The sequence below is a fragment of the Nocardioides sp. Z21_20 genome (assembly GCF_059766585.1).
The window spans coordinates 217,207-242,238 of sequence record NZ_JCBAJX010000001.1 but is presented as its reverse complement, the minus strand read 5'-3'; the positions used below and the strand labels follow the sequence as shown (position 1 = coordinate 242,238).

23 protein-coding genes are annotated in these 25,032 nt (G+C 73.5%); 11 read left to right on the top strand and 12 right to left on the bottom strand.

What is annotated here, in order from left to right; translation table 11 throughout:
• Nucleotides 1–2 precede the first annotated feature (2 nt).
• Nucleotides 3–2,132, top strand: a complete 2,130-nt coding sequence (locus AC6EH9_RS01280) for an acetyl/propionyl/methylcrotonyl-CoA carboxylase subunit alpha (RefSeq protein ID WP_498419787.1) — start codon at nt 3–5, stop codon at nt 2,130–2,132.
• Entirely contained in the window at nt 2,129–3,295 is a 1,167-nt protein-coding gene (locus AC6EH9_RS01275) for an acyl-CoA dehydrogenase family protein (protein ID WP_498419786.1), read from the top strand. The genes AC6EH9_RS01280 and AC6EH9_RS01275 overlap by 4 nt, the downstream gene beginning before the upstream one ends.
• A 189-nt stretch (nt 3,296–3,484) precedes the next feature.
• On the opposite strand, the gene AC6EH9_RS01270 is transcribed toward AC6EH9_RS01275, so the two are convergent.
• Genes AC6EH9_RS01270 through AC6EH9_RS01255 form a run of 4 tightly spaced genes read right to left on the bottom strand, consistent with a single transcriptional unit; the run spans nt 3,485 to nt 6,155 of the window.
• Nucleotides 3,485–4,069 (bottom strand): protein-L-isoaspartate O-methyltransferase family protein, encoded by a 585-nt coding sequence (locus AC6EH9_RS01270; RefSeq protein WP_498419784.1) that lies wholly within the window; start codon nt 4,067–4,069, stop codon nt 3,485–3,487.
• A 41-nt stretch (nt 4,070–4,110) separates the two neighbouring features.
• Nucleotides 4,111–4,830: an anti-sigma factor gene (locus AC6EH9_RS01265; RefSeq protein ID WP_498419782.1), complete on the bottom strand. Its 720-nt coding sequence runs from the start codon at nt 4,828–4,830 to the stop codon at nt 4,111–4,113.
• Nucleotides 4,827–5,438 (bottom strand): ECF RNA polymerase sigma factor SigK, encoded by a 612-nt coding sequence (sigK, locus tag AC6EH9_RS01260; RefSeq protein ID WP_498419781.1) that lies wholly within the window; start codon nt 5,436–5,438, stop codon nt 4,827–4,829. The genes AC6EH9_RS01265 and sigK overlap by 4 nt, the downstream gene beginning before the upstream one ends.
• A gap of 48 nt (nt 5,439–5,486) precedes the next feature.
• A complete protein-coding gene (locus tag AC6EH9_RS01255) occupies nt 5,487–6,155 on the bottom strand; it encodes a fasciclin domain-containing protein (protein WP_498419779.1) in 669 nt (222 codons plus the stop codon).
• Between the two features lie 112 nt (nt 6,156–6,267).
• Between AC6EH9_RS01255 and AC6EH9_RS01250 the strand changes: the two genes are divergently transcribed.
• From AC6EH9_RS01250 to AC6EH9_RS01235, 4 genes are read left to right on the top strand one after another with little or no spacing between them, the layout of a single operon-like run.
• Nucleotides 6,268–7,212 carry an ABC transporter ATP-binding protein gene (locus tag AC6EH9_RS01250; RefSeq protein WP_498419777.1) on the top strand — a complete coding sequence of 315 codons (945 nt, stop codon included), beginning with the start codon at nt 6,268–6,270 and terminating at the stop codon, nt 7,210–7,212.
• Nucleotides 7,196–8,158: an ABC transporter permease gene (locus AC6EH9_RS01245; RefSeq protein ID WP_498419776.1), complete on the top strand. Its 963-nt coding sequence runs from the start codon at nt 7,196–7,198 to the stop codon at nt 8,156–8,158. Before AC6EH9_RS01250 ends, AC6EH9_RS01245 begins: the two co-directional genes overlap by 17 nt.
• Nucleotides 8,155–9,069 (top strand): ABC transporter ATP-binding protein, encoded by a 915-nt coding sequence (locus tag AC6EH9_RS01240; protein WP_498419774.1) that lies wholly within the window; start codon nt 8,155–8,157, stop codon nt 9,067–9,069. Before AC6EH9_RS01245 ends, AC6EH9_RS01240 begins: the two co-directional genes overlap by 4 nt.
• Nucleotides 9,066–9,812, top strand: coding sequence for an ABC transporter permease (locus AC6EH9_RS01235; protein ID WP_498419772.1), 747 nt, complete (start codon nt 9,066–9,068; stop codon nt 9,810–9,812). Before AC6EH9_RS01240 ends, AC6EH9_RS01235 begins: the two co-directional genes overlap by 4 nt.
• A gap of 160 nt (nt 9,813–9,972) precedes the next feature.
• Here the strand turns inward: AC6EH9_RS01235 and AC6EH9_RS01230 are convergent, their stop codons facing one another.
• Entirely contained in the window at nt 9,973–11,493 is a 1,521-nt protein-coding gene (locus AC6EH9_RS01230) for a molybdopterin-dependent oxidoreductase (RefSeq protein WP_498419770.1), read from the bottom strand.
• A 131-nt stretch (nt 11,494–11,624) separates the two neighbouring features.
• Between AC6EH9_RS01230 and AC6EH9_RS01225 the strand changes: the two genes are divergently transcribed.
• Nucleotides 11,625–12,371: an enoyl-CoA hydratase-related protein gene (locus AC6EH9_RS01225; RefSeq protein WP_498419768.1), complete on the top strand. Its 747-nt coding sequence runs from the start codon at nt 11,625–11,627 to the stop codon at nt 12,369–12,371.
• Between the two features lie 48 nt (nt 12,372–12,419).
• On the opposite strand, the gene AC6EH9_RS01220 is transcribed toward AC6EH9_RS01225, so the two are convergent.
• Together AC6EH9_RS01220 and AC6EH9_RS01215 are read right to left on the bottom strand one after the other, a co-directional pair.
• Nucleotides 12,420–13,082: a hypothetical protein gene (locus AC6EH9_RS01220; RefSeq protein ID WP_498419766.1), complete on the bottom strand. Its 663-nt coding sequence runs from the start codon at nt 13,080–13,082 to the stop codon at nt 12,420–12,422.
• Nucleotides 13,075–13,695 carry a hypothetical protein gene (locus tag AC6EH9_RS01215; RefSeq protein WP_498419765.1) on the bottom strand — a complete coding sequence of 207 codons (621 nt, stop codon included), beginning with the start codon at nt 13,693–13,695 and terminating at the stop codon, nt 13,075–13,077. The genes AC6EH9_RS01220 and AC6EH9_RS01215 overlap by 8 nt, the downstream gene beginning before the upstream one ends.
• 313 nt (nt 13,696–14,008) lie before the next feature.
• Here AC6EH9_RS01215 and AC6EH9_RS01210 point away from each other — a divergent pair, with 313 nt between their 5' ends.
• The 4 genes from AC6EH9_RS01210 to AC6EH9_RS01195 all read left to right on the top strand — a co-directional run bounded on the left by AC6EH9_RS01210 (nt 14,009) and on the right by AC6EH9_RS01195 (nt 20,537).
• Nucleotides 14,009–16,153, top strand: coding sequence for a HelD family protein (locus AC6EH9_RS01210; RefSeq protein ID WP_498420603.1), 2,145 nt, complete (start codon nt 14,009–14,011; stop codon nt 16,151–16,153).
• Nucleotides 16,150–16,578 (top strand): GNAT family N-acetyltransferase, encoded by a 429-nt coding sequence (locus AC6EH9_RS01205; RefSeq protein ID WP_498419763.1) that lies wholly within the window; start codon nt 16,150–16,152, stop codon nt 16,576–16,578. Before AC6EH9_RS01210 ends, AC6EH9_RS01205 begins: the two co-directional genes overlap by 4 nt.
• 168 nt (nt 16,579–16,746) lie before the next feature.
• Entirely contained in the window at nt 16,747–18,678 is a 1,932-nt protein-coding gene (locus AC6EH9_RS01200) for an anthranilate synthase family protein (protein WP_498419762.1), read from the top strand.
• Nucleotides 18,679–18,806: 128 nt separating this feature from the next.
• The gene (locus tag AC6EH9_RS01195; protein WP_498419760.1) at nt 18,807–20,537 is read left to right on the top strand and encodes a sulfatase-like hydrolase/transferase; all 1,731 of its coding nucleotides are present in this window, start codon (nt 18,807–18,809) and stop codon (nt 20,535–20,537) included.
• Nucleotides 20,538–20,541: 4 nt separating this feature from the next.
• Here AC6EH9_RS01195 and AC6EH9_RS01190 read toward each other — a convergent pair whose 3' ends face one another.
• From AC6EH9_RS01190 to AC6EH9_RS01170, 5 genes are all read right to left on the bottom strand, one after another.
• Nucleotides 20,542–21,114, bottom strand: coding sequence for a hypothetical protein (locus tag AC6EH9_RS01190; protein ID WP_498419759.1), 573 nt, complete (start codon nt 21,112–21,114; stop codon nt 20,542–20,544).
• Entirely contained in the window at nt 21,111–22,430 is a 1,320-nt protein-coding gene (locus tag AC6EH9_RS01185) for a S1C family serine protease (protein ID WP_498419758.1), read from the bottom strand. Before AC6EH9_RS01185 ends, AC6EH9_RS01190 begins: the two co-directional genes overlap by 4 nt.
• A 42-nt stretch (nt 22,431–22,472) precedes the next feature.
• Complete coding sequence (locus AC6EH9_RS01180) at nt 22,473–23,879, bottom strand: sensor histidine kinase (RefSeq protein WP_498419757.1); 1,407 nt, start codon at nt 23,877–23,879, stop codon at nt 22,473–22,475.
• Nucleotides 23,876–24,607, bottom strand: a complete 732-nt coding sequence (locus AC6EH9_RS01175; protein WP_498419755.1) for a response regulator transcription factor — start codon at nt 24,605–24,607, stop codon at nt 23,876–23,878. The genes AC6EH9_RS01180 and AC6EH9_RS01175 overlap by 4 nt, the downstream gene beginning before the upstream one ends.
• A 63-nt stretch (nt 24,608–24,670) precedes the next feature.
• Nucleotides 24,671–24,868: a hypothetical protein gene (locus AC6EH9_RS01170; RefSeq protein WP_498419754.1), complete on the bottom strand. Its 198-nt coding sequence runs from the start codon at nt 24,866–24,868 to the stop codon at nt 24,671–24,673.
• Between the last annotated feature and the right edge of the window lie 164 nt (nt 24,869–25,032).

The window sequence follows — 25,032 nt, the reverse complement described above, 5'->3', positions numbered from 1 at the left end:
GCGTGGACATCGTCGAGAGCACTCCCCAGACCGTCCCGGAGACCACTCCGGCCAAGGAGCACCGCATGATCACCCGCCTGCTCGTCGCCAACCGCGGCGAGATCGCCCGCCGCGTCTTCGCCAGCTGCCGCCGGCTCGGGATCGAGACCGTCGCGGTCCACTCCGACGCCGACGCCGGTCTGCCCTTCGTGGGCGAGGCCGACGCCGCGGTCCGGCTCCCGGGCAACACCCCGGCCGAGACCTACCTGCGCACCGACCTGATCCTCGAGGCGGCGCGGCGTACCGGTGCCGACGCCGTCCACCCCGGCTACGGCTTCCTCTCCGAGAACGCCGAGTTCGCCCGGGCGGTGCTCGACGCCGGCCTGGTCTGGGTCGGCCCCGCGCCGGAGGCGATCGACTCGATGGGCTCCAAGGTGGCGGCCAAGAAGCTGATGGCCGACGCCGGCGTGCCGATCCTGGGCTCGCTCGACCCGGCCGCGGCCACCGAGGCGGACCTGCCGCTGCTGGTCAAGGCCTCCGCCGGCGGCGGCGGGCGGGGGATGCGCGTGGTCCGCACGCTGGCCGAGCTGCCGGCCCAGGTCGAGCTGGCCTCCAACGAGGCGGCCTCGGCCTTCGGGGACCCGACGGTCTTCGTGGAGCCGTACGTCGAGCAGGGCCGCCACGTCGAGGTCCAGGTCGTCGGCCACGCCGACGGCGTGCTGGTGCTCGGCGAGCGCGACTGCTCGCTGCAGCGCCGCCACCAGAAGGTGATCGAGGAGTCGCCCGCGCCCGGTCTGTCCGAGGCCACCCGCGCCGAGCTGCACGAGGCCGCGCGTCGGGCCGCCGCCGCGATCGACTACACCGGCGCCGGCACCGTGGAGTTCCTCGTCGACGCTACCGACACCTCGCGGTTCTGGTTCCTGGAGATGAACACCCGCCTGCAGGTCGAGCACCCGGTCACCGAGGCCGTCTTCGGCGTCGACCTGGTCGAGATGCAGCTCGCGGTCGCCGAGGGCCGCTCCCCGGTCGTGTGCCTGGGGACGCGCGAGGGCGCGCCGTCGGGCACACGACCCGAGGCTGGGGGTGCGCTGCGGCCACACGGGCACGCGGTCGAGGTGCGCCTCTACGCCGAGGACCCGACCCACGACTGGCAGCCGCAGTCGGGGCTGCTGAGCAGCTTCGAGATCCCCGAGGTGGAGACCCACTTCGCGAACCCGTCCACCGGCTCCACCAGCGGGCTGCGCCTCGACACCGGCTTCGGCAGCGGCGACGAGGTCGGCACCCACTACGACGCGATGCTGGCCAAGGTCATCTCCTGGGCGCCCACCCGCGAGCAGGCGGTACGCCGCCTGGCCGGTGCGCTGTCGCGGGCCCGGATCCACGGGCTCACCACCAACCGCGACCTGCTGGTCGCGGCGCTGCGCCACCCGACGTTCCTGTCCGGCGACGTCAGCACCGCCTTCTTCGACGAGCGCCCCGAGGTGCGCACCGCGGGCGCGGCCGACGAGCTCGCGCCGTACGCCGCGGCGCTGGCGCTGGCCGAGACCCGCAACGCCGGGCGCACCCTGCACCGTGGGATCCCGGTGGCGTGGCGCAACGTGGTCAGCCAGCCCCAGCTGAACGTCTTCGAGACGGTCGGGGGGCAGGACGGCGAGCAGGTCGAGGTCCGCTGGTACGGCGGGCGCGACGGTTACGCCCACGCCGAGCGCGACGACGTCCGGGTCCTGGCGGCGAGCCCCACCGGGGTCCGCCTGGAGGTGGCCGGCGTGGTCACGTCGTACGACGTGCTGGTCGAGGTGGCGCCCAGCGGGGCCGGGGTCGTGCACGTGGACTCCCCGCGCGGGCACACCACGCTGCGCGCCGTGCCCCGCTTCACCGACCCGGCCGACCAGGTCGCCAGCGGTTCGCTGCTGGCGCCGATGCCCGGCACCGTGATCTCGGTGCTGGCGCAGGTCGGTCAGGCCGTCACCGCCGGGCAGCCGGTGCTGGTGCTCGAGGCGATGAAGATGCAGCACACCGTGGCGGCGCCGCACGACGGCACCGTCACCGACGTCCCGGTCGGGGCGGGGCAGCAGGTGGCGGCGGGCGACGTGCTCGCCGTCGTCGACGAGGGCGACCCGATCGCCGAGACGACCAACGAGGAGCAGGCATGACCACGACCGCCTTCAACGAGACCGAGGAGCGCCAGACCCTGCGCAAGGAGGTGGCGCGGCTGGCCAAGAACTACGGCCGCGACTACTTCGCGGCGAAGGCGCGCAGCGGCGGCAAGACCACCGAGCTGTGGCTGGAGATCGGCAAGACCGGCTACCTCGGCATCAACATCCCCGAGGAGTACGGCGGCGGTGGCGGCGGCATCGGCGACATCGCCGCGGTCTGCGAGGAGCTCGCAGCGGCCGGCTGCCCGCTGCTGATGATGGTGGTCTCGCCGGCGATCTGCGGCTCGGTCATCTCCCGGTTCGGCACCGAGGACCAGAAGCGCCGCTGGCTGCCGGGCATCGCCGACGGCACCTCCACGATGGCGTTCGCGATCACCGAGCCCGACGCCGGCTCCAACTCCCACAACATCACCACCGTCGCCCGCCGCGACGGCGACGGCTGGGTGCTCAAGGGCCGCAAGATCTACATCTCCGGTGTCGACGAGGCCAAGAACGTGCTCGTCGTGGCCCGTACCGAGGACGCCAAGACCGGCAAGCTCAAGCCCTGCCTGTTCGTGGTGCCGACCGACGCCGCGGGCTTCGAGTACCAGCCGATCGCGATGGAGATCGTCTCTCCCGAGCAGCAGTTCACCGTCTACATCGACGACGTCCGGCTGCCGGGCGACGCGCTGGTCGGCGACGAGGACGCGGGCCTGATCCAGCTCTTCGCGGGGCTGAACCCCGAGCGGATCATGGCGGCGGCGTTCGCGACCGGGATGGCGCGGTTCGCGCTCGACGCCGCCACGTCGTACGTCAAGGAGCGCACGGTCTTCAAGACCCCGATCGGCGCCCACCAGGCGATCGCGCACCCGCTGGCGGAGTCCCACATCGAGATCGAGCTGGCTCGGCTGATGACGCAGAAGGCGGCCGCGCTGCTCGACGCCGGGGAGGACCTGGCCGCCGGCGAGGCCGCGAACATGGCCAAGTACGCCGCCGGCGAGGCCGCCTGCAACGCGACCGACCGCGCCGTACAGGCCCACGGCGGCAACGGCATCACCCAGGAGTACGGCGTCGCCGGCCTGCTGGTGGCCTCCCGCGTCACAAGGATCGCCCCGGTGTCCCGCGAGATGGTGCTGAACTTCGTCGCCATGCACTCCCTGGGCCTCCCCAAGTCCTACTAACCCGCCCCGCCCCCGCCCCCGCCCCGCGCACGCGCCGCGCCCCCGCTCCGCGCCCCGCCGTACCCCCCAGCTGTAACGCGGGGTTATGCCCACTGCCACAGCGAAATAACGCTGTCCTAGTGGGCATAACCCCGCGTTACAAGCCCGCGGGGGTGGTGCGGGCGCGGCGCGGCCGCGGCGCGGGAGGGGTCAGCGGAGGGGGACGAAGCGGTAGGAGCCGTGCTCGGTGACGCTCACCTCGTCGTGGTGACGCTGCACGCGCAGCATCGTGCCCGCCACCGGGATCACCATCCGGCCCTGCTCGCCCAGCTGGTCGACGAGGGCGGTGGGCAGCGTGGGCGGTTCGGCGGAGACCAGGATCCGTTCGTACGGCGCGTGGTCGGGCAGGCCGAGCACGCCGGGCCGGGCGCGGCGGACGCTGGCCCAGGGGACCGCGGCCCGCCGCACGTTCTCGGCGCCGAAGGCCACCAGCTCGTCGACGAGCTCCACGCCGAGCACCTCGCCGCCGGGCCCGACCAGGTGCGCCAGCAGGACGGTGGTCCAGCCCGAGCCGGCGCCGACGTCGAGCACCCGCTGGCCCGGGCGCACGTCCAGCAGCTTCAGCATCTGCTCGACGGTGCGCGGCTGGGAGTTGGTCTGACCGTGCCCGATCTCCAGCGGCCCGTCGTACGACGCGCGCCGGCGCTCGCGGCGGGGCAGGAAGCCGGCCCGCGGCGTGGCCTGGAACGCGGCCCGCACGGCGTCGGTCCCCCCACGGTGGGGCGCGGAGCTCATCGCTCCACTGAAGACCGGCGCCGCGCCGGGCGTCAACCCGCTCAGGCCTCGTCGAAGGCGAACAGCGCGATCGGCTCCGAGGTGGGCTCCGGCGAGCCGCCCTCCGGCTCGACGGTGATCCCGGCTCCGGTGGCCTCGCTGGCGTCGCCCTCGAGCATCACCGTCTGGTCCTCCTTGACCGGCATCACGGCCGCGGACACCATGCCCTCGTCGGGCACGTCGTACCAGACCTGGTAGACCTTCCCCTCCGGCGGCGGCGGCATCTTCTCGGTCAGCAGCACCGACTTGCCGAGTTCGTCGGAGTACACCACCGTCGCCCGGGCGCCGCCGTCGAACTCCAGCGAGACCTTCTCCGCGTCGGGGGCCGTCATCACCTTCTCGGCGGCGGTCAGGGTGGTCGAGGAGTCGTCCTCCCAGGGCTGCCAGACGCCGCCGACGCCCACCGTCGCCACCACCGCGGCCGCGGCGGCCAGCAGCGCAACGCCGCGGCGGCGCCGCGAGGCGAGCGTGGTCACGCCTGCCTCCTGGTGCGGCGGCAGCGGGCGCACCGTGGCGATGTCGGCGAGCACCCGCTCGCGCAGCGCGGGAGGCGGTGCGACGGAGACCGCGTCGGCGAGCACCGCCGCGCCCTCGGAGAGGCTGGCGACCTCGGCGCGGCAGTCCGCGCAGCCGGCCAGGTGCTGCTCGAAGTCGGCGCGCTCGGCACCGTCCAGGGCGTCGACCACGTAGGCCCCGGCCAGGAAGTGGATGGACTCGGTCACTGCCCCACTCCCATCGTGTCGCGCAGCCGGATCAGTCCGTCCCGGATGCGGGTCTTGGCCGTCCCGACCGGCAGGTCGAGCATCGAGGCCACCTCGGTGTGTGTATACCCCCCCAGATAGGCCAGCTCCACCGCCTGCCGCTGGACCGCCGTCAGGGCGGCCAGCGCGTGGCGGACCCGCTTCGCCTCCAGGGAGGCCTGGGCGGCCTCCGCCGTGGTGTCGTGGGGGACCGGCCGGTTGTGCTGGTGGTACGTCGTGTCGCGGCGGGTGGACGCCTCGGCCGAGCGGACCCGGTCCACCGCCTTGCGGTGCACCAGCGTCATCAGCCACGCCGAGGCGCTGCCCTTCTCCGGGTCGAAGCGGCCGGCGTGACGCCAGGCCTCCAGGAACGCCTCCTGGGTCACCTCCTCGGCCTGGGCGGGGTCGCGTACGACGCGGACCGCGAGGCCGAAGGCGCGCGGAGCCGTCGCGTCGTACAGCTCGGCGAAGGCTCCCTCGTCGCCTCGCCCGGCCAGCTTGAGCAGGGCGGTGAGGTCGGGGGGAGCGGTGCCCCCCGGAACCGGTCCGAGGGGACCGGATCCGGGGGTGGCAGGGCGGGAGGGGTCCACGAGGGGATCTTTCCGTGTGGTCCGGGGATCAACAAGGGTGCGTCGAGGTCACGGCATCAGCACGGTGTCGACGACGTAGACGGTCGCGTTGGCCGTCGGCACGTTGCCGCACAGCACGGCCGCCATCTCGTCGCCGACGGTGAAGCTCTCGCCCGAGCCCTCGACGGTGACCATGTCGCCGTTCAGGGTCGTGTGCTCGCCGGCGATGTCCTCCGGGGCGAGCTCGCCCTCCACCACGTGGTGGGTGAGGATCTGGGTCAGCGTCTTCTTGTCGTTGAGCACGGCCTCGAGGTCCTTGGCCGGGATCTTGGCGAACGCCTCGTTGGTGGGCGCGAAGACGGTGATCGCCTCGGCCGAGTTCAGGGTGTCGACCAGGCCGGCCTTGTCCACCGCGGTGACCAGGGTCTCCAGCAGCGGGTTGCCCGAGGCCGCGGTGGCCACCGGCTCGGTGGCCATCACCTCGAGGGAGCCGGGCCCGCTCGTCGGGACCGCGCTGCAGGCCTCGCCGAAGGTCTGCGACGCGGCGTCGCCGGTCATCGCGCTCTCCGACTCCATGGACTCCGAGGGCGACTCGCTCTGCGAGGACTCCTCGCTCGAGGCGCTGTCGTCGGAGTCGTCCCCGCCGCAGGCCGCGAGGCCCAGCGAGACGGTGAGCGCGAGGGTGGCGAGTCCGCCGGTTCGGGTGATCGTCGTCAGCTTCATGTCAGTGCCTTCCATCGGTGGGGCCCCTGCCGGGCTTGCCTGATGGGAGGAGTTCGCCGCAGGTCGGAAGGCGGATTGGTCCGAGCGCCACCCGGCCCAGGCCCGGACTGCCGCTAGGTTGGTCGCCGTGGGTGTGGACGAGGCCGTCATCGATGCCGTGGGGCTGACCAAGCGCTATCCGGGCGTGGTCGCGCTCGACCACCTCGACGTACGGGTCGGGGTGGGCGTGACCGGGCTGGTCGGGGCCAACGGCGCCGGCAAGTCGACGCTGATCAAGATCCTGCTGGGGCTGGTCGACGCCAGCGAGGGGAGTGCGCGGGTCCTCGGCCACGACGTGGCCACGCAGGGCGCCCAGATCCGCTCCCTGGTCGGCTACATGCCCGAGCACGACTGCCTGCCCGCCGACGTCTCGGCCAGCGACCTGGTGGTGCACATGGGCCAGATGTCCGGGCTGCCCTACCCCGCGGCTCGCGAGCGGGCCTCGGACGTGCTGCGCCACGTGGGGCTGGCCGAGGAGCGCTACCGCGCCATCGGCGGCTACTCCACCGGCATGAAGCAGCGGGTGAAGCTGGCGCAGGCCCTGGTCCACGACCCGCGCCTGGTGCTGCTCGACGAGCCCACCAACGGGCTGGACCCCTCCTCGCGCGACGACATGCTCGCCCTGGTGCGCCGGATCGGCACCGAGTTCGGCATCGCGGTGCTGGTCACCTCGCACCTGCTCGGCGAGCTCGAGCGGATCAGTGACCACGTGGTGGTGCTCGACGCGGGCCGGCTGCTGCGCTCCTCGGCCACCACCGACTTCCTCGACGCCACCGGCAACCTGCTCGTCGAGGTGCAGGGCCGCCCCGACGCCGACCGGCTGCTCGGCGAGGCGCTGGTGGAGGCGGGCCTGCGGGCCTGGCCCGCCGAGGGCCGGATGATCGAGGTCGAGGTGCGCGACGAGACCACCCGCGACGTGGTCCGCGACCTCACCGTCGACCTCGGGCTCGGCCTGGTCCGGATGCAGGAGCGCCACCACCGCATCGAGGACGTCTTCCGCGAAGGAGGTGCCGGCAGTGTCCAGCCCGTCTGAGTCACACCCGGCCGAATCGAAGTCCGCCGAGGCGCAGCCGACCCTGGACCGCCCCGGCGCCCGCTCCGGGGCGGTCATCCACGACATCGGCTACCGCCCGTACGGCGGGCCGCGGCTCGGTGAGGGCGCGATCGCGTGGGGGTTCTTCGTCACCGGGCTGCGCAACTGCTTCGGCCTGGGCCGGTCCGGGCGCTCCAAGATCCTGCCGCTGGGCCTGTTCGCCCTGATGCTGCTGCCGGCGCTGATCCTGGTGGGGGTGCTGGTCCAGGTCGGCGACGTCCTCCAGCTCGACGAGCACCTGGTGGCCTACTCGATCTACCCGACCACCACCCAGCTGCTGATCTCGGTCTTCGTCGCCGCGCAGGCGCCGACGCTGTTCTCCCGCGACCTGCGCTTCCGCACGATCACCCTGTACCTGGCCCGGCCCGGCCGGCGCTCCACCTACGTCCTGGTCCGGCTGGCCTCGCTGATCGCCGCCACCTTCGCGTTGATCGCGGCGCCGCTGCTGCTGATGTACGTCGGGGGGCTGCTCGCCGACCTGCCGCTGGGCCGCGAGACCGAGCTGTTCGGGGCCTCGCTGGTGGGCGCGCTGCTGCTCGCCGCGTGCCTGTCCGGGCTCGCCGCTCTGGTCTCGGCGCTGACCCTGCGGCGCGGGCTGGCAGTGGCCTCGGTGATCGTGGTGCTGCTGGTCAGCTACACCGTGGTGACCACGATCCAGGCGATCGCCTGGGAGACCGGCGACGAGCGGGTCGGGCAGGTGGCCGGCATCCTCTCGCCGTACACGCTCGTGGACGGGGTGCAGGTCTTCCTCTTCGACTCGGCCAGCGCCACGCCGACCCCGCCCGAGGGTGGCGCGATGGGCGCCCTCTACCTCGCCGCGGCGCTGGTGACCGTGCTGGGCTCGGTCGCCGCCCTGCTGTGGCGCTATCGGAAGGTGAGCGGATGAGCACGCTGCGCCTCGAGCACGTCTCGCGGTGGTACCGCAACGTGGTCGCCGTCAACGACGTGTCGATGACCATCGGCCCCGGGGTGACCGGGCTGCTGGGGCCCAACGGCGCCGGGAAGTCGACGCTGATCGCGCTGATGGCGGGGTTCCTGGCGCCCTCGACGGGCTCCGTCACGCTCGACGGCGACCCGCTGTGGCGCAACAAGGAGGCCTACCGCAAGCTCGGGCTGGTGCCGGAGAGCGAGGCGCTCTTCGACTACCTCACCGGCCGGCAGTTCGTGGTCGCCAACGCCGAGCTGCACGGGCTGGCGGACCCGGGCGCCGCCGCCCAGCGGGCCCTGGCGCTGGTGGAGATGAGCGATGCGCAGGACCGCACCATCGCGACGTACTCCAAGGGCATGCGCCAGCGCGTCAAGATGGCCTCGGCGCTGGTCCACGACCCCGGCGTGCTGCTGCTCGACGAGCCCTTCAACGGCATGGACCCGCGCCAGCGGATGCACCTGATGGAGCTGCTGCGCTCGATGGGCGCCGAGGGGCGCACGGTGCTGTTCAGCTCCCACATCCTCGAGGAGGTCGAGCAGGTGGCACGTCAGGTCGAGGTCGTGGTGGCGGGCCGGCACGCCGCATCGGGCGACTTCGGCGCGATCCGCCGGCTGATGACCGACCGACCCAACCGCTTCGTGCTGCGCACCTCCTCCGACCGGCTGATGGCCTCGGTGCTGCTCGCCGACACCTCGGTGCGCGGGGTCCGGGTGCGGGCGGAGGGCGGGCTGGAGGTGGAGGCCTCGGACTTCGGCCGGTTCAGCGAGGTGCTGCCGCAGCTGGCCCGCGAGCACGGCCTGCGCCTGCTGGAGGTGACGCCCACCGACGAATCGCTGGAGAGCGTCTTCGCCTACCTGGTGTCGGCATGAGCGCGGCCGGCTCCTCCCCGCGCACCGGCGCGGGCCCGCGCGGCCCGATCTCGCCGACGATCGTGCGCCTCGGGCTGCGCAGCCTCTTCGGGCGCCGTCGCGGGGTGCTGATGTTCGTGCTGCCGGTGGTGCTCGTCGCGATCGCGGTGCTGATCCGGGCGCTCGTCGGCGAGGACGCCGAGGTCGCCGGGAACACCCTGAACGCCCTGGGCCTCGCGGTGATCGTGCCGCTGGTCGCGCTGATCGCCGCGACCGGCGTGCTGGCGCCGGAGATCGACGACGGCTCGATCACCTACCTGCTGGCCAAGCCGCTCTCGCGGCACACGATCGTGGCCAGCAAGCTGCTGGTCGCCGGTGCCTGCGTGCTGGTGTTCGGCGCGGTGCCGATGCTGCTCGCGGGCCTGGTGCTGGGGGAGCCGGACCTGGCCGTGAAGTTCGCGCTCGGCTCGCTGGTGGGCGGCCTGGCCTACTCCTCGCTGTTCGCCTGGGCCTCGGCGATGACGCGGCACGCGGTGGTGGTCGGCCTGCTCTACCTGCTGATCTGGGAGGGCCTGCTCGGCGGGCTGCTCGACGGGGTGCGCTGGCTGAGCATCCGACGCTGGGCGGCGGCGATCGCCGGCGAGCCCGGGGTGGTGGAGGTCGGCCTCGGCTACGCGGTGGTGGCGTCGGTGGTCGTGATCGTCGGCGGCGCGTGGCTCACCGGCCACCGGCTGCGCGGCTTCAACCTCACCGGGGACGAGTGAGCCGGGAGCGGTACGGCGCGGCGCGGGTCCCGGGGGGTGTCGGTTTACCCCGTCGGCCGGGTATCGCTGATGTTGTCCGGCGAAATTTCGGCCGTCCAGTTCAGGGTTCCCCGGTCGGCCGGGGAAACCGACAGGGAGCCGGGCCCAGACGAAGCCCGGCTCAGGAGACGGTGACCACCACCTCCTGGATCCCGCTGGACCCGTTCGGGTACGGCGCCGCGCGCGCGGCGGTCTGCACCTCGCCGTCGGTCGTGGTGGCGCGCACCGAGAGGTCGTGGCGTCCACTGGTCGCCTCCCAGGGCAGGAACCACTGGCGCCAGTAGTCGACGCCCGCGTCCGGGCCGAGCCGGGCCGGCTGCCAGTCGCCGCCGTCGATGCGGACCTCGACCGTGCCGATCCCGCGACCCTGCGCCCAGGCGACGCCTCCGATGACCTGCCGGCCGGCGTCGAGGGTGGCCAGCGGGCGGGGTGTGTCGATCCGGCTGGCGACCTTGATCGGGCCGTCGATCGCCCAGCCCCGCTCGGTCCAGTAGGCCTGCTCGTCGTCGTAGGTGGTGAGGGTGAGCCGCTCGAGCCACTTGGTGGCGCCGACGTAGCCGTAGAGGCCGGGGGTGATCAGCCGGGCCGGGAAGCCGTGCTCGCGGGGCAGCGGCTCGCCGTTCATGCCGACCGCGACCATCGCGTCGCGCCCGTCGGTGGCGACGGCCAGCGGGGTGCTGATCGTGAAGCCGTCGACGGCGGTGGACAGGATCTGGTCGGCCGCCGATCCCACCCCCGCCAGGGCGAGCACGTCGACGAGCGGCACGCCCAGCCAGCGCGCCGCGCCGACGTATTCGCCGCCGACCTCGTTGGAGACGCAGGTCATCGTGATGTCGCGCTCGATCATCGGCATCGCGAGCAGGTCCTGGTAGTCGATGGTGACCTCGCGCGCGACGTCGCCGTCGATGCGCAGGCTCCACCCGTCGTGGTCGACCACCGGGACGATCAGGTTGGTGTCGACGCGGTAGAAGTCGGAGCTCGGTGTCCTGAACGCGGTGATCTCGGGGTAGGACTCCTCCAGCCCGCTCGGCAGCGCGGCGATCGGGCGCCGGGGCCGGGGCAGCGTGATGTCGCCGATCCGCCGGCTGAGGTCGATCAGCCACTGCCCGGCGCCGCCCACCAGCACCGCGGCGCTGGCCAGCACGCCACCGGCCACCAGCACCCCGCGCCGCGACGCCCCGCTTCCGGCGACCTCCCCGGCGGACGCCTCCCCGGCGACCTCCCCGCCCGCCTCCCCGTCGGCTGACGCCGCGGGAGCCGCCGGACGGGAGCCGGCGAGCGCGCGGACCAGCCAGACCAGGGCGCCGACGCCGACCACGGCTGCTGTCAGCGAGGGCAGTACGGCGCCGGCGCCCGCCGCGGGCCGAAGCAGGGCGGCGGTGCCGGCGGCGAGGACCAGGACCAGCAGCAGCCCGACGCCCAGGAGCAGCCGCCGCCGGGCGAGCACCCCGGCCAGGGCGGCGAGCAGCAGGGTCACCACGATCACGCTGCCGATGAGCACCGGCTTGTCGGCGTTGCCCATCTCGCGTACCGCCCACTCCTTGACCGGGGTCGGTGTGGCGTCGATGACGGTGGAGCCGACCGCGAGGACCGGCGAGGCCTCGGGCGCGACCAGGGCAGCGACGAGGTGGCCGGCCGCCATCGCGGTGAGCGTGGCCAGTACACCTGCGCCGGCATGGGCCAGGGCCGCTGGCGAGGGGCGTTTCATGCGAGGTGTTCGGAGCCGGGCGTCGCAGCGGATGGCCGGGCGTGGTTTCCGGCAGGATGGCGCGCATGACCGAACTCGTGCACCTCGACGTGGCCGACTCCGTCGCCACCGTGACCCTCGACTCGCCCGCCAACCGCAACGCGCTCTCGCGCCAGCTCGTCACCGAGCTCTTCGCGCAGCTGCGCGCCGCCGAGGCGGACCCGCAGGCGAAGGTGGTGGTGCTCCGCTCCTCGGGCCGCGTGTTCTGCTCGGGCGCGGACCTGTCGGAGGCCGCGGACGGCAGCATGGAGGAGGGCACCCGCGCCCTGGTCGACCTGCAGCGGCTGATCGTGGCGCTCGAGAAGCCGGTGGTGGCCGCGCTGCACGGCCCGGTGCGCGCCGGGGGCATCGGCATCATCGCCGCCAGCGACATCGTGGTCGCCGCCGAGGAGGCGACGTTCGCGCTCACCGAGGTCAAGCTCGGGCTGACGCCTGCGGTCATCTCGCTGACCGTGCTGCCGCGGATGACCAGCCGCGCCGCGGCGCTGGCCTGCCTGGGCGGCGAGGTGTTCTCCGGTCGCGAGGCCGTCGAGATGGGCCTGGCGACCAAGGCGGTGCCGGCGGCGGACGTCGACGAGACGGTCGCGGCCGTCTGCGCCTCGCTGGCCACCGGTCACCCGCAGGGACTGCGCGAGACCAAGGCCCTGCTGGCGCGTGACCTGCTCGCCCGCATCGACGCCCAGCGCGACGACGTGGCGGCGCTGAGCGCCCGGCTCTTCGGCTCGGAGGGCGCTCACGAGGCCATGATGGCGTTCCTGTCGCGCAAGCGATAGCGCGTCAACCGGTACGCCGCCGCGCGCGGCGGCGTACCGGTGCGGGCGTCAGCCGACGTGGACCCGGCGGGTGGTCCGGGGCATCGCGAAGGCCCGGCGGCCGTCGGTGCCCGCTTCGTCCTCGCTGTAGCTGAACCCTGGGTCGCTGCGGCGGGGGTTCGTCACGACAAACCCAGTCCCGGTGGACCTGGAGACGCCCGCCGAGACCTGGACCCACCGCGGGTTGCCCAGGCAGCGCCGCGGGATGGTGACGGCGATGGTGTCGTCCTGCGCGGAGACCGCGTGCTTGACCCCGCGGCACTTGCGCATGTTGCCGCCCTCGGTCAGGTCGATGGTCCTCGCGCGGTCGCGCTTCGGGGTGCGCCCCACGTCGACCAGCGCCATCAGCATGCTCGGCCCGGAGGTGTCGATCCCGAAGTGCGCGCTGCGCCCCCGCTCGCCGCGGACCAGGTCGCGCACGTGCAGCGTCAGGGTGAGCTTGCGCGCAGCGTGCCGCACGACCAGGCGCCGTACGTCGGTGCCGGTGTCGGTGGTGTCGTAGACCGAGTCGTCGTCCCCGTCCTCGGTGGCGGTGGTCCGCACCACGTCGCCGGCCGGATCCTGCAAGGTCACCCGCTCGGCCGAGGCCGGGGCGGAGGTGGCCAGCACGGTGAGGGGGGCGAGCAGCGCCAGCGACGCCAGGGCTCCGGCCAGGCGCGCGCGCTCAGCCACGGGTCACCTTCGGGCCCATCGTGAGGTACTCGCCGACGCGGCCGGCGCGGTGGCCGTCGTCGAGATACATGCGGTAGCGGTCGTCGGGGTCCTCCAGCACGCCCGACTCCGAACTGAAGGCGCCGACGCCGACCTTCACCCAGCGCGGCGAACCGAGGCACGTGGTCGGCACCGAGGCCGTCACCCGGTCGGCGTCGCGGTCGATCGACCAGCGCAGGCCCGTGCACTTCACCGTGCGTCCGTTCGGGCGGCTCACCTCGGCCAGACCCTTGGCGCCGCCGCCCATCCCCCGGGTGACCGAGACCCCGAACGCACGCTTCGGCGTGCGCACCCGGAACTCGGTGAAGTGCATGGGCGTGCTGCGCAGGTCGCGGAAGCGCACCGTCAGGTTCAACCGGTTCCGGCGGTGGTCGACGACGGTGCGGACGATGTCGACCGAGGTGAAGTCCGGTGCGGGCAAGAGGTCTTCGGTGTCGAAGTTCTCGGCCATCATGACGTCCCCGGCGGCGTCGCGGGTCTCCACCCGGTCGGCGTGGGCGGCCGACGGCACCCCGAGGGCGACGGTGGCGGTGAGGGCGACGGCCAGGAGACTCGCCGCCAGGCGGTGTGACATGAGCAGGTCCGATCGGACGCGGCCCCGAGGGGCGGAAGGAATTGTGGCGAGGCCAATCATCGTCTGCAAGAACTCACGCCGGAGGAGATCGGCCCAACACGCTCTGCGCGCCCTTCGGGACGGGCTCAGGGAGCGCGACAGGGCTAGACAGGTGCCGATCCGTCGCTGCGGAGCACGGGCGAGTAATCTTGTTTCCTTCCGAGTCGCCGCAGGCGACGTGTTCGACTGGTGTGGTGGGGATCCCTTGACCGAGGACGTCGCAGCGCGCGAGGTCGCGCGCGAGCAGCAGTTCGTCGATCGCGTCTACCTCCAGATGGAGAGGTCCGCGAAGGCGGCGCGCGAGCTGGCCCGTGAGGGGCACGAGCGCGGGAAGCTGGGCCACGAGGGTGGCCTGGTCGAGCGCGACGCGATGGTCTTCCAGGCCGCGCGCCGCATCGCCCAGCTCGACGCCGCCCACGAGGGCCTGGTCTTCGGGCGCCTGGACCTGCAGCCCGAGCTGGACCCGGAGCCGCGCTACATCGGCCGGATCGGCCTGCGCGACGACCAGCGCGACTCGCTGCTCGTCGACTGGCGCGCCCCCGCGGCCGCCGTGTTCTACCAGGCCACCGCCGCCGAGCCGAGCGGCGTGGTCCGCCGGCGGGTGCTGCGCAACGACGGCCCGAAGGTCGTCGGCGTCGAGGACGAGCTGCTCGACGCCGAGGCGCTGGAGCGGATGGACACCGACCTGCCGATCGTCGGCGAGGGGGCGCTGATGGCGCAGCTCTCCCGCGCCCGCGACCGGTCCATGCACTCGATCGTCGCCACCATCCAGGCCGAGCAGGACAAGGCGATCCGCGCCCCCTCGAAGGGCGTCGTGACCATCTCCGGCGGCCCCGGCACCGGCAAGACCGTCGTCGCGCTGCACCGCGCGGCGTACCTGCTCTACAACGACCGGCGCCGCTTCGAGGGCGGCGGCGTGCTCATCGTCGGCCCCAGCGGCGTGTTCATGCGCTACATCGAGCGGGTGCTGCCGAGCCTCGGCGAGACCGCGGTGGCGCTGCGCTCGCTCGGCGAGGTCGTGGACGGGATGCGCGCGACCCGCCACGACGAGCCGGCGGTCGCCGACGTCAAGGGCTCGGCGCGGATGGCCGAGGTGCTGCGGCGTACGGCGCGCCAGCAGGCCCCGGGCAGCCCGCAGGAGTACCGGATCTTCTGGCGCGACAACTCCCTCGTGCTCGACCGGCAGACGCTGAGCAGGCTGCGCAAGCAGCTGATGAGCCAGGGCCGCCGCAACCGGCAGCTGCCGCGGGTGGCGCACACGCTGCTGGACGCGATGTGGCGCCAGGTGCGCAGCGAGCGCGGCCGGGAGCGTGGCCGCGAGGAGTTCAACGAGGACATGCTCACCACGCGCTCGTTCGTGGAGTTCGCGGTGGCCTGGTGGCCGCCGCTCGACGCGGTGACGGTGCTGGGCTGGCTGCGCGAGCCGGACCTGCTCGCCCGGGTGTCCGACGGCATCCTCAGCCCCGAGGAGCAGATCCTGCTCGTCAAGGCGTGGGCCGACCACGCCGGCGACACCCCCGCCGCTGGCCTGACCATCGAGGACATCGCGCTGGTCGACGAGCTGCGCTACGCCCTCGGCGACGTCCCCCAGCAGACCGACGCCGACCAGCAGCTCGACGACGTGCTGACCGCCGAGGAGGGCGGGGTCGACCTCAAGGAGCTGACCACCGCCTCCGACCGCGAGTACGCCCCCAACAGCCGGCCCTGGTCTCCGCCGACCCACCGCATCGAGGACGACCCGTTCGCCCACGTGCTGATCGACGAGGCCCAGGACCTCACCCCGATGCAGTGGCGGATGGTCGCGCGCCGCGGTCGCACCGCCTCCTGGACGATCGTCGGCGACCCGGCGCAGTCGTCGTGGCCGGTGCCCGAGGAGTCCGCCGCCGCGCGGGCCGCCGCCCTCGAGGGCAAGGTGATCCACGCCTTCCACCTCTCCACGAACTACCGCAACTCCTCGGAGATCTACGCCCACGCCGAGGCCTACGCCCGCCGGGTCGGCCTGGACGCCGACCTGCCGACGGCCGTGCGCTCGACCGGCGTCGACCCGAAGGTGCTCGAGGGCGTGCCCGACCTGGAGGAGGCCACCCGCGCGGCGGTCCTCGAGATCGCCGGCGAGGTCGCCGGCACCGTCGGCATCGTCGTACCCGCGGCCCGGCGCTCGCAGGTCAACGCCTGGCTGGCCTCCTGGCCCGAGCTCGCCGCGGACGCACCCAGCGCCGCCGCCGCGGTCGACTCCGCCGCGACGCCCTCGGGGGAGGACCGCGTCGTCGTGCTGACCGGTCTGGACACCAAGGGCCTGGAGTTCGACGGCATCGTGGTGGTGCGCCCCCAGGAGATCGAGGACGAGTCCGCCACCGGACGCGCCACGCTGTACGTCGTGCTCACCCGCGCCACGCAGCTGCTCACCACGATCTCGTGAGCGCCGCCCTGCCGCCGGGCTACCGCCTGGTCGAGGAGGCGCCCAGCGTCGACGACTACCTCCGTCTGCGCGCCGAGTCGGGGCTGTCGCCCAAGACGCGCGAGCAGGCCGAGCGCGCCCTGGCGGGGCACTGGGCGGCGGTCACGGTCCTCGTCGAGTCGACGGGGGAGCCGGTGGCGATGGGACGCGTGCTCGGCGACGGCGGGTGGTACTTCCACATCGTCGACATGGCCGTGCTCCCCGCCCACCAGCGCCGCGGCCTCGGCGCCCAGGTGCTCGAGGCGCTGCTCGCCCGGATCGACGCGGACGCGCCCGGCGACCCCTACGTCACGCTGATGGGCGACGAGCCCGGGCGGCGCCTGTACGCGTCGTACGGCTTCGCCGACCCCTCGCCGCACACCGTCGGCATGGTCCGCACCACCTGACGGCCCCCCTACCGCCAGGTAACTGGAGGATCCCGTGCACCAGGTGCGTGGGAATCTCCAGTTACCCGTGAGTCGGGGCGGAGCCGCGGCGGGGGCGGGGCCGGTGGGGAGGGTGGGGCGGGGTGAGACCGGGGGTGGGGTCGGGTGGGGGCCACGTAGGGTTTGGCCATGCTTGAGACCGCCGCCGCCGAGGAAGCACGAGCCGCGCTCGACGAGCTTCAGGGGCACGAGGCCTGGGCGATCATCCGGCGCAGCCCGACGCCGGGGGTGGACGGGGCGACGGTGACGCTGGTGGGCGGCACCCGCACGGAGGTCGACAGCCTCCTCGACGTACCGCTCGAGCAGGGCCCGCCGCCGCCGGGGCGCCACTTCGACCGGCTGCTCGCGATCCCGTTCCGCCAGGTCGCCGAGCGCGGCTTCGAGGCCCATGACGACGGCACCCCGCTGGTGGTCGTCGACATCGAGACCGAGCGCGAGCTCCGGGTCGCCGACGTGCTGGCCGCGCTGCCCGACGCCGAGGTCGACTTCACCGACCGCGGCGGCTTCGAGACCTCCGACGAGGACTACGCGAAGGTCGTCGAGACGATCATCCGCGACGAGATCGGTCAGGGCGAGGGCGCCAACCTGGTCGTGGGGCGCCACTACCGCGCGGTGGTGGCCGACTGGGGCCCCGACAAGGCGCTCACCGTCTTCCGGCGCCTGCTGGCCCGCGAGCGCGGCGCCTACTGGACGTTCTGCTTCTTCACCGGCGACCGCTTCCTGGTCGGTGCCAGCCCCGAGCGGCACGTCAGCGTGCACGGCGGCGACGTCCGGATGAACCCGATCAGCGGCACCTTCCGGGTCGACTCCGGCTCCTCGGCACCCGACGACGTCAAGGCGCGCCTGCTCGACTTCCTCGACGACGAGAAGGAGATCTACGAGCTCTTCATGGTCGTCGACGAAGAGCTCAAGATGATGTGCGAGATCTGCAACGAGGGCGGTCAGGTGCTCGGCCCGTTCCTCAAGCCGATGACCCACCTGGTGCACACCGAGTACCTGCTGGCCGGGCGCACCAGCCGCGACGTGCGCGAGGTGCTGCGCGACACCATGTACGCCGCCACCGTCACCGGCAGCCCGGTGGAGAACGCGTGCCGGCTGATCAAGGCCTACGAGGCCGAGGGGCGCGGCTACTACGGCGCGGCGCTGGCGCTGATCGGGCGCGACGCCCAGGGTCAGCCCACCGCGGACAGCCCGATCGTGATCCGCACCGCCGACGTCGACCCGGCCGGCAACCTCACGGTGACCGCCGGCGCCACCCTGGTCCGCGACTCCGACCCGGCCTACGAGGTCGCCGAGACCCACGCCAAGGCCGGCGGCATCCTGAGCGCCTTCGGTCTTGTCCCCGCCGCCGGCACCGCGGCCGAGGGCATCGCCGAGCTGACCCGCGACGAGGACGTGCTGATCGCCCTCAACGCGCGCAACCGCCGGCTCTCCGGCTTCTGGCTCACCGACCAGGGTGGCTCCGAGCCGGACCCGGCGCTGGCCGGCAAGTCCGTGGTGATCCTGGACGGCGAGGACGACTTCGTGAACATGCTGCGCCACGCGCTGAGCGTGCTCGGCATGACCAGCGAGGTGCTGCGCCACGAGGAGTACGCCGCGGGCGCGCTGGACGGCTACGACCTGGTCATCGTCGGCCCCGGCCCCGGCGACCCCCGCGACGGCGACGACCCGAAGATGGGCCGGCTGCGCGCTGCCGTCGCCGAGCTGCTCGAGCAGCGGCGTCCGTTCCTGGCGGTCTGCCTGGGCCACCAGGCGCTGTGCCACCAGCTCGGGCTGTCGCTGGCCTACAAGGACATCGTCTTCCAGGGCACGCAGTCCTCGGTCACCATCGGCGGTCGCACCGAGCGGGTCGGGTTCTACAACACCTTCGTCGCCCGCGCGGACGGTCCGCTGCCCGCCGGGGTCGAGGTCGAGGCCGACGAGGCCACCGGCGACATCCACCTGGTGCGCGGCCCGCACTACCGCGGCATCCAGTTCCACGCCGAGTCCATCCTGACCCAGCGCGGCTTCGAGCTGATCCACGAGACGGTGGGCGCGCTGCTGCGCGACGCACCGGCCTAGCGCCCGCCCAAAACCGGCCCAGCGCCGGCCCAACGCCCGCCGGTCGGCGTCGCGGCCGCCGACAAACCGCCCGTCCGATTGTTGCGTCTGTCACCCTGGAGACTGGTCACGCGAGAGTCGGGGGACTGATGACTCGGATGCTGCGGTGGGTCGCCGTACTGGTCTCGATGATGCTCGCGCTCGCCGCGTGCAGCGGGGGACCCGGCGACGAGCCCGAGTCCACGCCCCTGCCGAAGAGGGTCGCGCCGGCGACGCCGGTGGCCTCCGCCGACGCCGGCGACCCCAACATCGTGCTGGTGCTGATGGACGACTTCTCCATGGACCTGCTGCGGACCATGCCGAACGCCGCCGCGATGCGCGCGGCCGGCGCGTCCTACCCGCACGCCTACGTCGTCGACTCGCTGTGCTGCGTCTCGCGCGCCAGCATCGCCACCGGGCAGTACCCCCACCAGACCGGCGTCCTGACCAACACCGCGAACACGCCCAACGACTACGGACCGGTCGGAGGCTGGGAGGCGTTCGAGACCTACGGCAACGACGAGCGGGCCTTCAACGTGCGCCTGCAGCAGGCCGGCTACACGACCGGATTCGTCGGCAAGTACCTCAACCAGTACGAGTGGAGACCCGGCGGCGAGATCCCCCCACCGCCGCCGGGCTGGGACGACTGGCGGGTGGTGTTCGGCTCGGCCTACGACGGCTGGGGCTTCGAGAGCACCTACGTCGAGGACGGCCGGGTGCACCTGCGCGAGCACCCGGCGCCGCCCGCGGACGCGTCGGCGGCCGAGAAGGACCGGGAGTACGCCGGCTCGGTGATCGGGCGCGGCGCCCTGGACTTCATCCGGGCGCGCCGCGACGACGACGCGCCGTACTTCCTGCAGGTCTCGCCGTACGCGACCCACTCCCGGGTCCAGCCGACCGGGGCCTACCCCGGCGACCCGCTCTTCCCGCCCGCCTTCCGTGACCGGGCCCGGCCGGGTCGGCCGCAGGGCGACTGCGGCGCCGTCCGCTGCCGCGACCTGACGCTGGCCGACCTGCCGGGCTACGGCGACGACCAGCAGGACAACGCGCCCCGGCTCACCGACGGCACCGTGGCGGAGTCCTGGAAGGGCGTCGCGCCCGAGATCACCCCGCAGGTGGCCGTCCGGACGCTGCGCGACCGGGCCCGGATGGCGCAGTCCGTCGACCGGATGCTGGGCAGGATCCTCGAGGCGGTCCCGGAGAACACCTACGTCGTGCTGACCTCCGACAACGGCTTCCACATCGGCCAGCACGGGCTCGGGCGCGGCAAGGGCACGCCGTACGTCTCCGACGCGCAGGTGCCGCTGCTGGTCACCGGCCCCGGCGTCGAGCAGGGCGAGCGCGACGCGGTGGTGAGCTCGCTGGACCTGGCGCCGACGTTCGAGGAGCTGGCCGGGCTCAGGCCCGAGCGCTACCGCGCCGGACGCTCCCTGGCCGCGACGCTGCGCGGTGGCGAGCAGCTGACGGCGCCCACCGGCCGGGACGCGCGCGACTTCGTCTTCTTCGAGCACACCTGGGCGCCCTCGCTCGGCGACGACCCGGACCGGTCCTACGCCGGCGGCACCCTGGACCTGATCCCCTCCTACGTCGCGGTGCGCTCGCGCGAGGCGCTGCTGGTCCGCCTCGACCTCGACCCGGACTGGGAGGAGACCTCCTACGCCTGGGAGTTCTACGACTACACCGACGTCGGCTGGGAGCAGACCAACAGCTACGGCGCCCCCGAGCACCGCGCCACGATCGCGGCCCTGACCCGCCGCCTCGAGCGCTTCGACGCCTGCGCCTCCGCGACGCGCGACGAGGCCGTCTCGCCCGGCTGCCGCCGGCTCACCGCGGGCCCCTGACGGCTCAGCCGGAGGCCTCGACCAGCCGGGTCAGCACGGCGCGCATCGTCGCCCGCACCGCGGCCGGGCTCTCGGGGGACAGGTCGACGAGGTTGGCGGTGTCCACCTGGTCGCCGTGCTGGACGAACCCGGTGACCAGCAGCGCCTTGCGCTGCGGCTGTACGACGAGGCGCGCGGCGTCGGCGCCGGGCACGTCGACGCGGACGGCCTTGCCCTGCACCCGGTCGGCCATCTTCGCCCAGGCCTCCTCGAAGTCGCCGTCGAAGTACAGCGACGTCACGTCCAGGGAGACCCCGGCGTCCTTGTCCTCGGGGGCGTAGCTGCACGACTTCTGCACCCCCACGTCGCGCTCGTCGGGGGCCGCGGTGACGGCCGTCCCCAGCAGTCGCCCGGCCTCGGCGGCGGGCAGCGCCTCGCACGGGCTGGCCACGCTCGGCCCCGACGGCGACCCGGCCGCGTGCGGGTTCTCCACCGCGGCCGGGTCGGCGCCCCCCTCCTGATCGTCACCACACGCGGTGAGCGCGGTGGCCAGGATCGCCACCGCCACCGCAAGCCGCCCCCGAAGGGCTGGGGTCACTCCTCATCACTCCCGAAGGTGACGTCCACCGTCTGCTCCTTGCCGTCGCGCGTCAGCTTGATCTCGGCCTGGTCCCCGGGCCGGTGCGCGTACAGATTAGCGATCAGCGCATCGGAGCTGGCGGTGTGCAGGTCCCCGATGTCGGTGATCACGTCGCCCACCTCGATGCCGGCCTCGTCGGCGGGCCCGCCGGGCTCCACCTCGGTGATCAGCGCGCCGCTGGGGACGCCCTCGGTGATCTCGGCGTCCTCGGTGGCCACCCCGAGCCGCGGGTGGGTGGGCGTGTCGCCGGCGCGCATCTGCTCGATGATCGGCAGCACGTCGCTGATCGGGATGGCGTAGCCGATGCCGATGGAGCCCAGGTCGCCGCCCGTGCCCGCGGAGTTGCGGGCCAGCTCGATGGAGGCGTTGATCCCGATCACCTCGCCGGCCATGTTCACCAGGGCGCCACCGGAGTTGCCCGGGTTGATCGCGGCGTCGGTCTGGATCGCGCCGTAGACGACGCGCTTGGCCTGGTCGCCGGCCTGGGGCATCACGATCGGGCGGCGCAGGGCGCTGATGATGCCGGCGGTGACCGTGGCCTGCAGCCCGTAGGGGGAGCCGACCGCGACGACCGCCTGCCCGACCTCGGCGGCGTCGGAGGAGCCGAGCACGGCGACCTCGAGGTCCGAGACGTCCTGGGCCTGGAGCAGCGCGGTGTCGGTGGCCGGGTCGGTCCCGACGATCTCGGCCTCGGCGACGGAGCCGTCGTCGAAGGAGATGGTGACGCTGCCGCCGTCGAGGGCGGACTCCACCACGTGGTTGTTGGTGACGATCTCGCCGTCCTCGCTGACCACGATCCCCGACCCGCTGCCGCCCCCTCCGCTGGCGTCGCGCGCGTCGATCTTCACCACGACCGGCAGCACCTCGCGGGCCACCACGTTGACCGAGACCAGGTCGAGGGGGTCGAGCTCGCTGGTGTCGACGTCGCCGGAGCCGACCTCGACGCTGGAGTCCTCGTCGTCGAAGGCGTCGAAGGCCCAGGCGCCGCCCAGGCCGGCCAGCAGGCCGAGCACCAGGCTCCCGGCGAGGACACCGGCCAACAGGCCCTTGCCGCCGCCGCCGCCGCCGCGGCGGCGGTCGACGCGCTCACGCCCGCGTCCGCCGCGCTGGTCGGGCGGTGGCGGGTAGGCACCCCACTGCTGGCCCGGCGGGTACTGGCCGGGCTGTGGCTGCTGCTGTGGCTGCTGGGGACCCCGATAGGGCTGCTGGGGACCCTGCTGCGGCTGCTGCGGGCCCTGGTAGGGCTGCTGGGGTGGGGTGGGCGGCTGGCTCATGGGCACCAGCCTGCCCCACCGGACCCCGCCGTGAACCCGATATCACTCAGCATCCGCGCGTCCCGGCAGCCACAGCCGCATCCGCGCACCGCCGTACGGCGAGCGGGTGGCCTCCACGGTGCCGGAGTGGCGCAGCGCGACCTGCCGCACGATCGAGAGCCCCAGCCCCGACCCGGGCAGCGAGCGCGACTCCGAGGAGCGCCAGAACCGGTCGAAGACGTGGGGCAGGTCCTCCTCGGCGATGCCGGGGCCCTCGTCGTCGATGCTCAGCCAGCCGTCCTCGAGGTGCACCCGGACGGTGCCGCCCTCGGGGCTCCACTTGGCGGCGTTGTCGAGCAGGTTGAGCACGCTGCGCTCCAGGGCGGGCGGCTCACCGGTGACCCACCACGGCGTCAGCGAGACCTCGAAGGCCAGGTCGGGCGCGCGGCGGCGGACCCGCGCGACCGCGCGCTCGACGGTCTCGGCGAGGTCGACGCCCTCGACGACGTGCTCCATCGGCTCGTCGCGGGCCAGCTCGACCAGGTCGCCGATCAGCGTGGTGAACTCCTGGATCTGGGCGCGCACGTCGGCCAGCAGCTCGGCGCGCGCCTCGGGCGGCAGGCCGCCGCGTCCGTCGGCCTGGGCGAGCAGGTCGAGGTTGGTGCGCAGCGAGGTGAGCGGGGTCCGCAGCTCGTGGCCGGCGTCGGCGATCAGCTGGCGCTGCCGGTCGCGGGAGGCGGCCAGCGCGGTCAGCATGGTGTTGAAGGAGGTGGCCAGCCGGGCGATCTCGTCGTCGCCCTCCACGGTCAGCGGCGTCAGGTCCTCGGTGCGCGCGATCTCCTCCACCTCGGCGGTCAGCCGACGCACCGGGCGCAGGCCGTTGCGGGCCACCGCCCAGCCGGCGAGGGCGGCGACGACGACGCCGATGCCGCCGATCACCAGCATCACCGTGCCCATCTTGCGCAGCGTGCTGTCCTGCGGCTCCAGGGACTGGGCCAGCACCAGCGCCTGCCCGTCCTCGGTCGGCCAGGTGACCACCCGGTAGCGGACCCCGTCGCTGGCGGTGAGCGTGCGGATCGAGTGCGGCCGGGTGCCCGAGGCGACCGCGATCTCGGGCTCGCCGAGGTTCAGCTCGGAGACGTCGCCGAGCGCGCGCCAGCGGCGGTCCTCGGTGATGAAGAGGATCTGCACGTCCGCGGCGCCCAGCGCCCACGACGGGACCTGGGTGCCGCTCAGCACGTCGGCCTCCGCGGCCCGCTCCGCGCGCTCGAGCAGCGACTCGTCGAGCGCCTCCATGCTCTGCATGCGCACCGTCGCGTAGGCGCCCAGGGCGACGAAGGCGACGGCGAAGGCGACGGCCATCGTGCTCAGCAGCGTGACCCGGCTGGCCAGCGAGCGGCGGTAGTGCCAGCGGCGCCCCTCCCACCGGTTGCCGGGGTCGGTGCGGTCGTGGCCGAGCAGGGTGCTCATGTCTCCTTCAGCACGTAGCCGACACCGCGCACCGTGTGCAGCAGGCGCGGCTCGCCCTCGGCCTCGGTCTTGCGCCGCAGGTAGCCCACGTAGACCTCCAGCGAGTTGGCCGTGGTGGGGAAGTCGTAGCCCCACACCTCCTCGAGGATGAAGGCCCGCTCCAGCACCCGGCGGGGGCGGCGCAGGAACATCTCCAGCAGGGTGAACTCGGTGCGGGTGAGCTCGATCAGCCGCTCGCCGCGGCGTACCTCGCGGGTGGCCAGGTCCATGCTCAGGTCGGCGAAGGAGAGCACCTCGTCCGGGGCGTCGCGCGGAACGACGCGCCGCAGCAGCGCGCGCAGCCGGGCCAGCAGCTCCTCGAGCGCGAACGGCTTGGTGAGGTAGTCGTCGGCGCCGGCGTCGAGCCCGTCCACCCGGTCGCCCACGGCGTCGCGCGCGGTGAGCACCAGGATCGGTACGTCGTGGCCGGCGGCCCGCAGCGCGCGGGTCGCCTCCAGGCCGTTGAGGCGCGGCATCATCACGTCCATCACCACGACGTCCGGTGCGGCGGCGGCGAAGCCCGCGAGCGCCTCGGCGCCGTCGGCGGCCAGCGCCACGTCGTACCCGTTGAACTCCAGGGAGCGGCGCAGCGACTCGCGCACCGCCTTGTCGTCGTCGACGACGAGCACGCGGGGCTTCGAGTCGGGCTTGGGTCCGTGCTTGAGACCCCCGACGGATGCGGCACTCACGCCGACCACTGTGCCAGCCCAGCCTGAGCCACGTCTGAGAGCGCGGCGCGTCGAGGCGACTGCTCAGGAGGAGGTGAGGCGCTGCAGGCGCAGCTCGTCGCGGATCGCGTAGGGGATCGGGCGTCGCGCCCGCTCCAGGTGCTGCACGTACGCCTCCAGCGCCGCGAGCAGCGCCGCGCGCGCCTGCGTCGCCGACGAGCTGCGGGGCTGGGTGCGCTCGTAGGCGAGCACCTCGCGAGCACGCAGGACCGCCTCCCACAACTCGGCCGCCGACGCCTCGGCGCCTGCACCGGATTGGTTTCGCGGGGTGGAACCGTCACCTTGCTTACGCATCTGCAACGACCTCTCTGCCGGCCGGGCCGCACCCAAGCAGCACTCGCGGACACCGCCCAATGTACGCCGCGTCACATCACGATGCCCGTTCC

Excerpts from the sequence above, each read along its gene's own strand:
- AC6EH9_RS01240 (WP_498419774.1), top strand. The coding sequence starts at position 8,155 with ATGAGCACGCTGCGCCTCGAGCACGTCTCGCGGTGGTACCGCAACGTG.
- AC6EH9_RS01235 (WP_498419772.1), top strand. The coding sequence starts at position 9,066 with ATGAGCGCGGCCGGCTCCTCCCCGCGCACCGGCGCGGGCCCGCGCGGC.
- AC6EH9_RS01225 (WP_498419768.1), top strand. The coding sequence starts at position 11,625 with ATGACCGAACTCGTGCACCTCGACGTGGCCGACTCCGTCGCCACCGTG.
- AC6EH9_RS01275 (WP_498419786.1), top strand. The coding sequence starts at position 2,129 with ATGACCACGACCGCCTTCAACGAGACCGAGGAGCGCCAGACCCTGCGC.
- AC6EH9_RS01230 (WP_498419770.1), bottom strand. The coding sequence starts at position 11,493 with ATGGCGGCCGGCCACCTCGTCGCTGCCCTGGTCGCGCCCGAGGCCTCG.
- AC6EH9_RS01270 (WP_498419784.1), bottom strand. The coding sequence starts at position 4,069 with ATGAGCTCCGCGCCCCACCGTGGGGGGACCGACGCCGTGCGGGCCGCG.
- AC6EH9_RS01255 (WP_498419779.1), bottom strand. The coding sequence starts at position 6,155 with ATGGAAGGCACTGACATGAAGCTGACGACGATCACCCGAACCGGCGGA.
- AC6EH9_RS01200 (WP_498419762.1), top strand. The coding sequence starts at position 16,747 with ATGCTTGAGACCGCCGCCGCCGAGGAAGCACGAGCCGCGCTCGACGAG.
- AC6EH9_RS01210 (WP_498420603.1), top strand. The coding sequence starts at position 14,009 with ATGGAGAGGTCCGCGAAGGCGGCGCGCGAGCTGGCCCGTGAGGGGCAC.
- AC6EH9_RS01185 (WP_498419758.1), bottom strand. The coding sequence starts at position 22,430 with ATGAGCCAGCCGCCCACCCCACCCCAGCAGCCCTACCAGGGCCCGCAG.
- AC6EH9_RS01215 (WP_498419765.1), bottom strand. The coding sequence starts at position 13,695 with ATGTCACACCGCCTGGCGGCGAGTCTCCTGGCCGTCGCCCTCACCGCC.
- AC6EH9_RS01195 (WP_498419760.1), top strand. The coding sequence starts at position 18,807 with ATGACTCGGATGCTGCGGTGGGTCGCCGTACTGGTCTCGATGATGCTC.
- AC6EH9_RS01180 (WP_498419757.1), bottom strand. The coding sequence starts at position 23,879 with ATGAGCACCCTGCTCGGCCACGACCGCACCGACCCCGGCAACCGGTGG.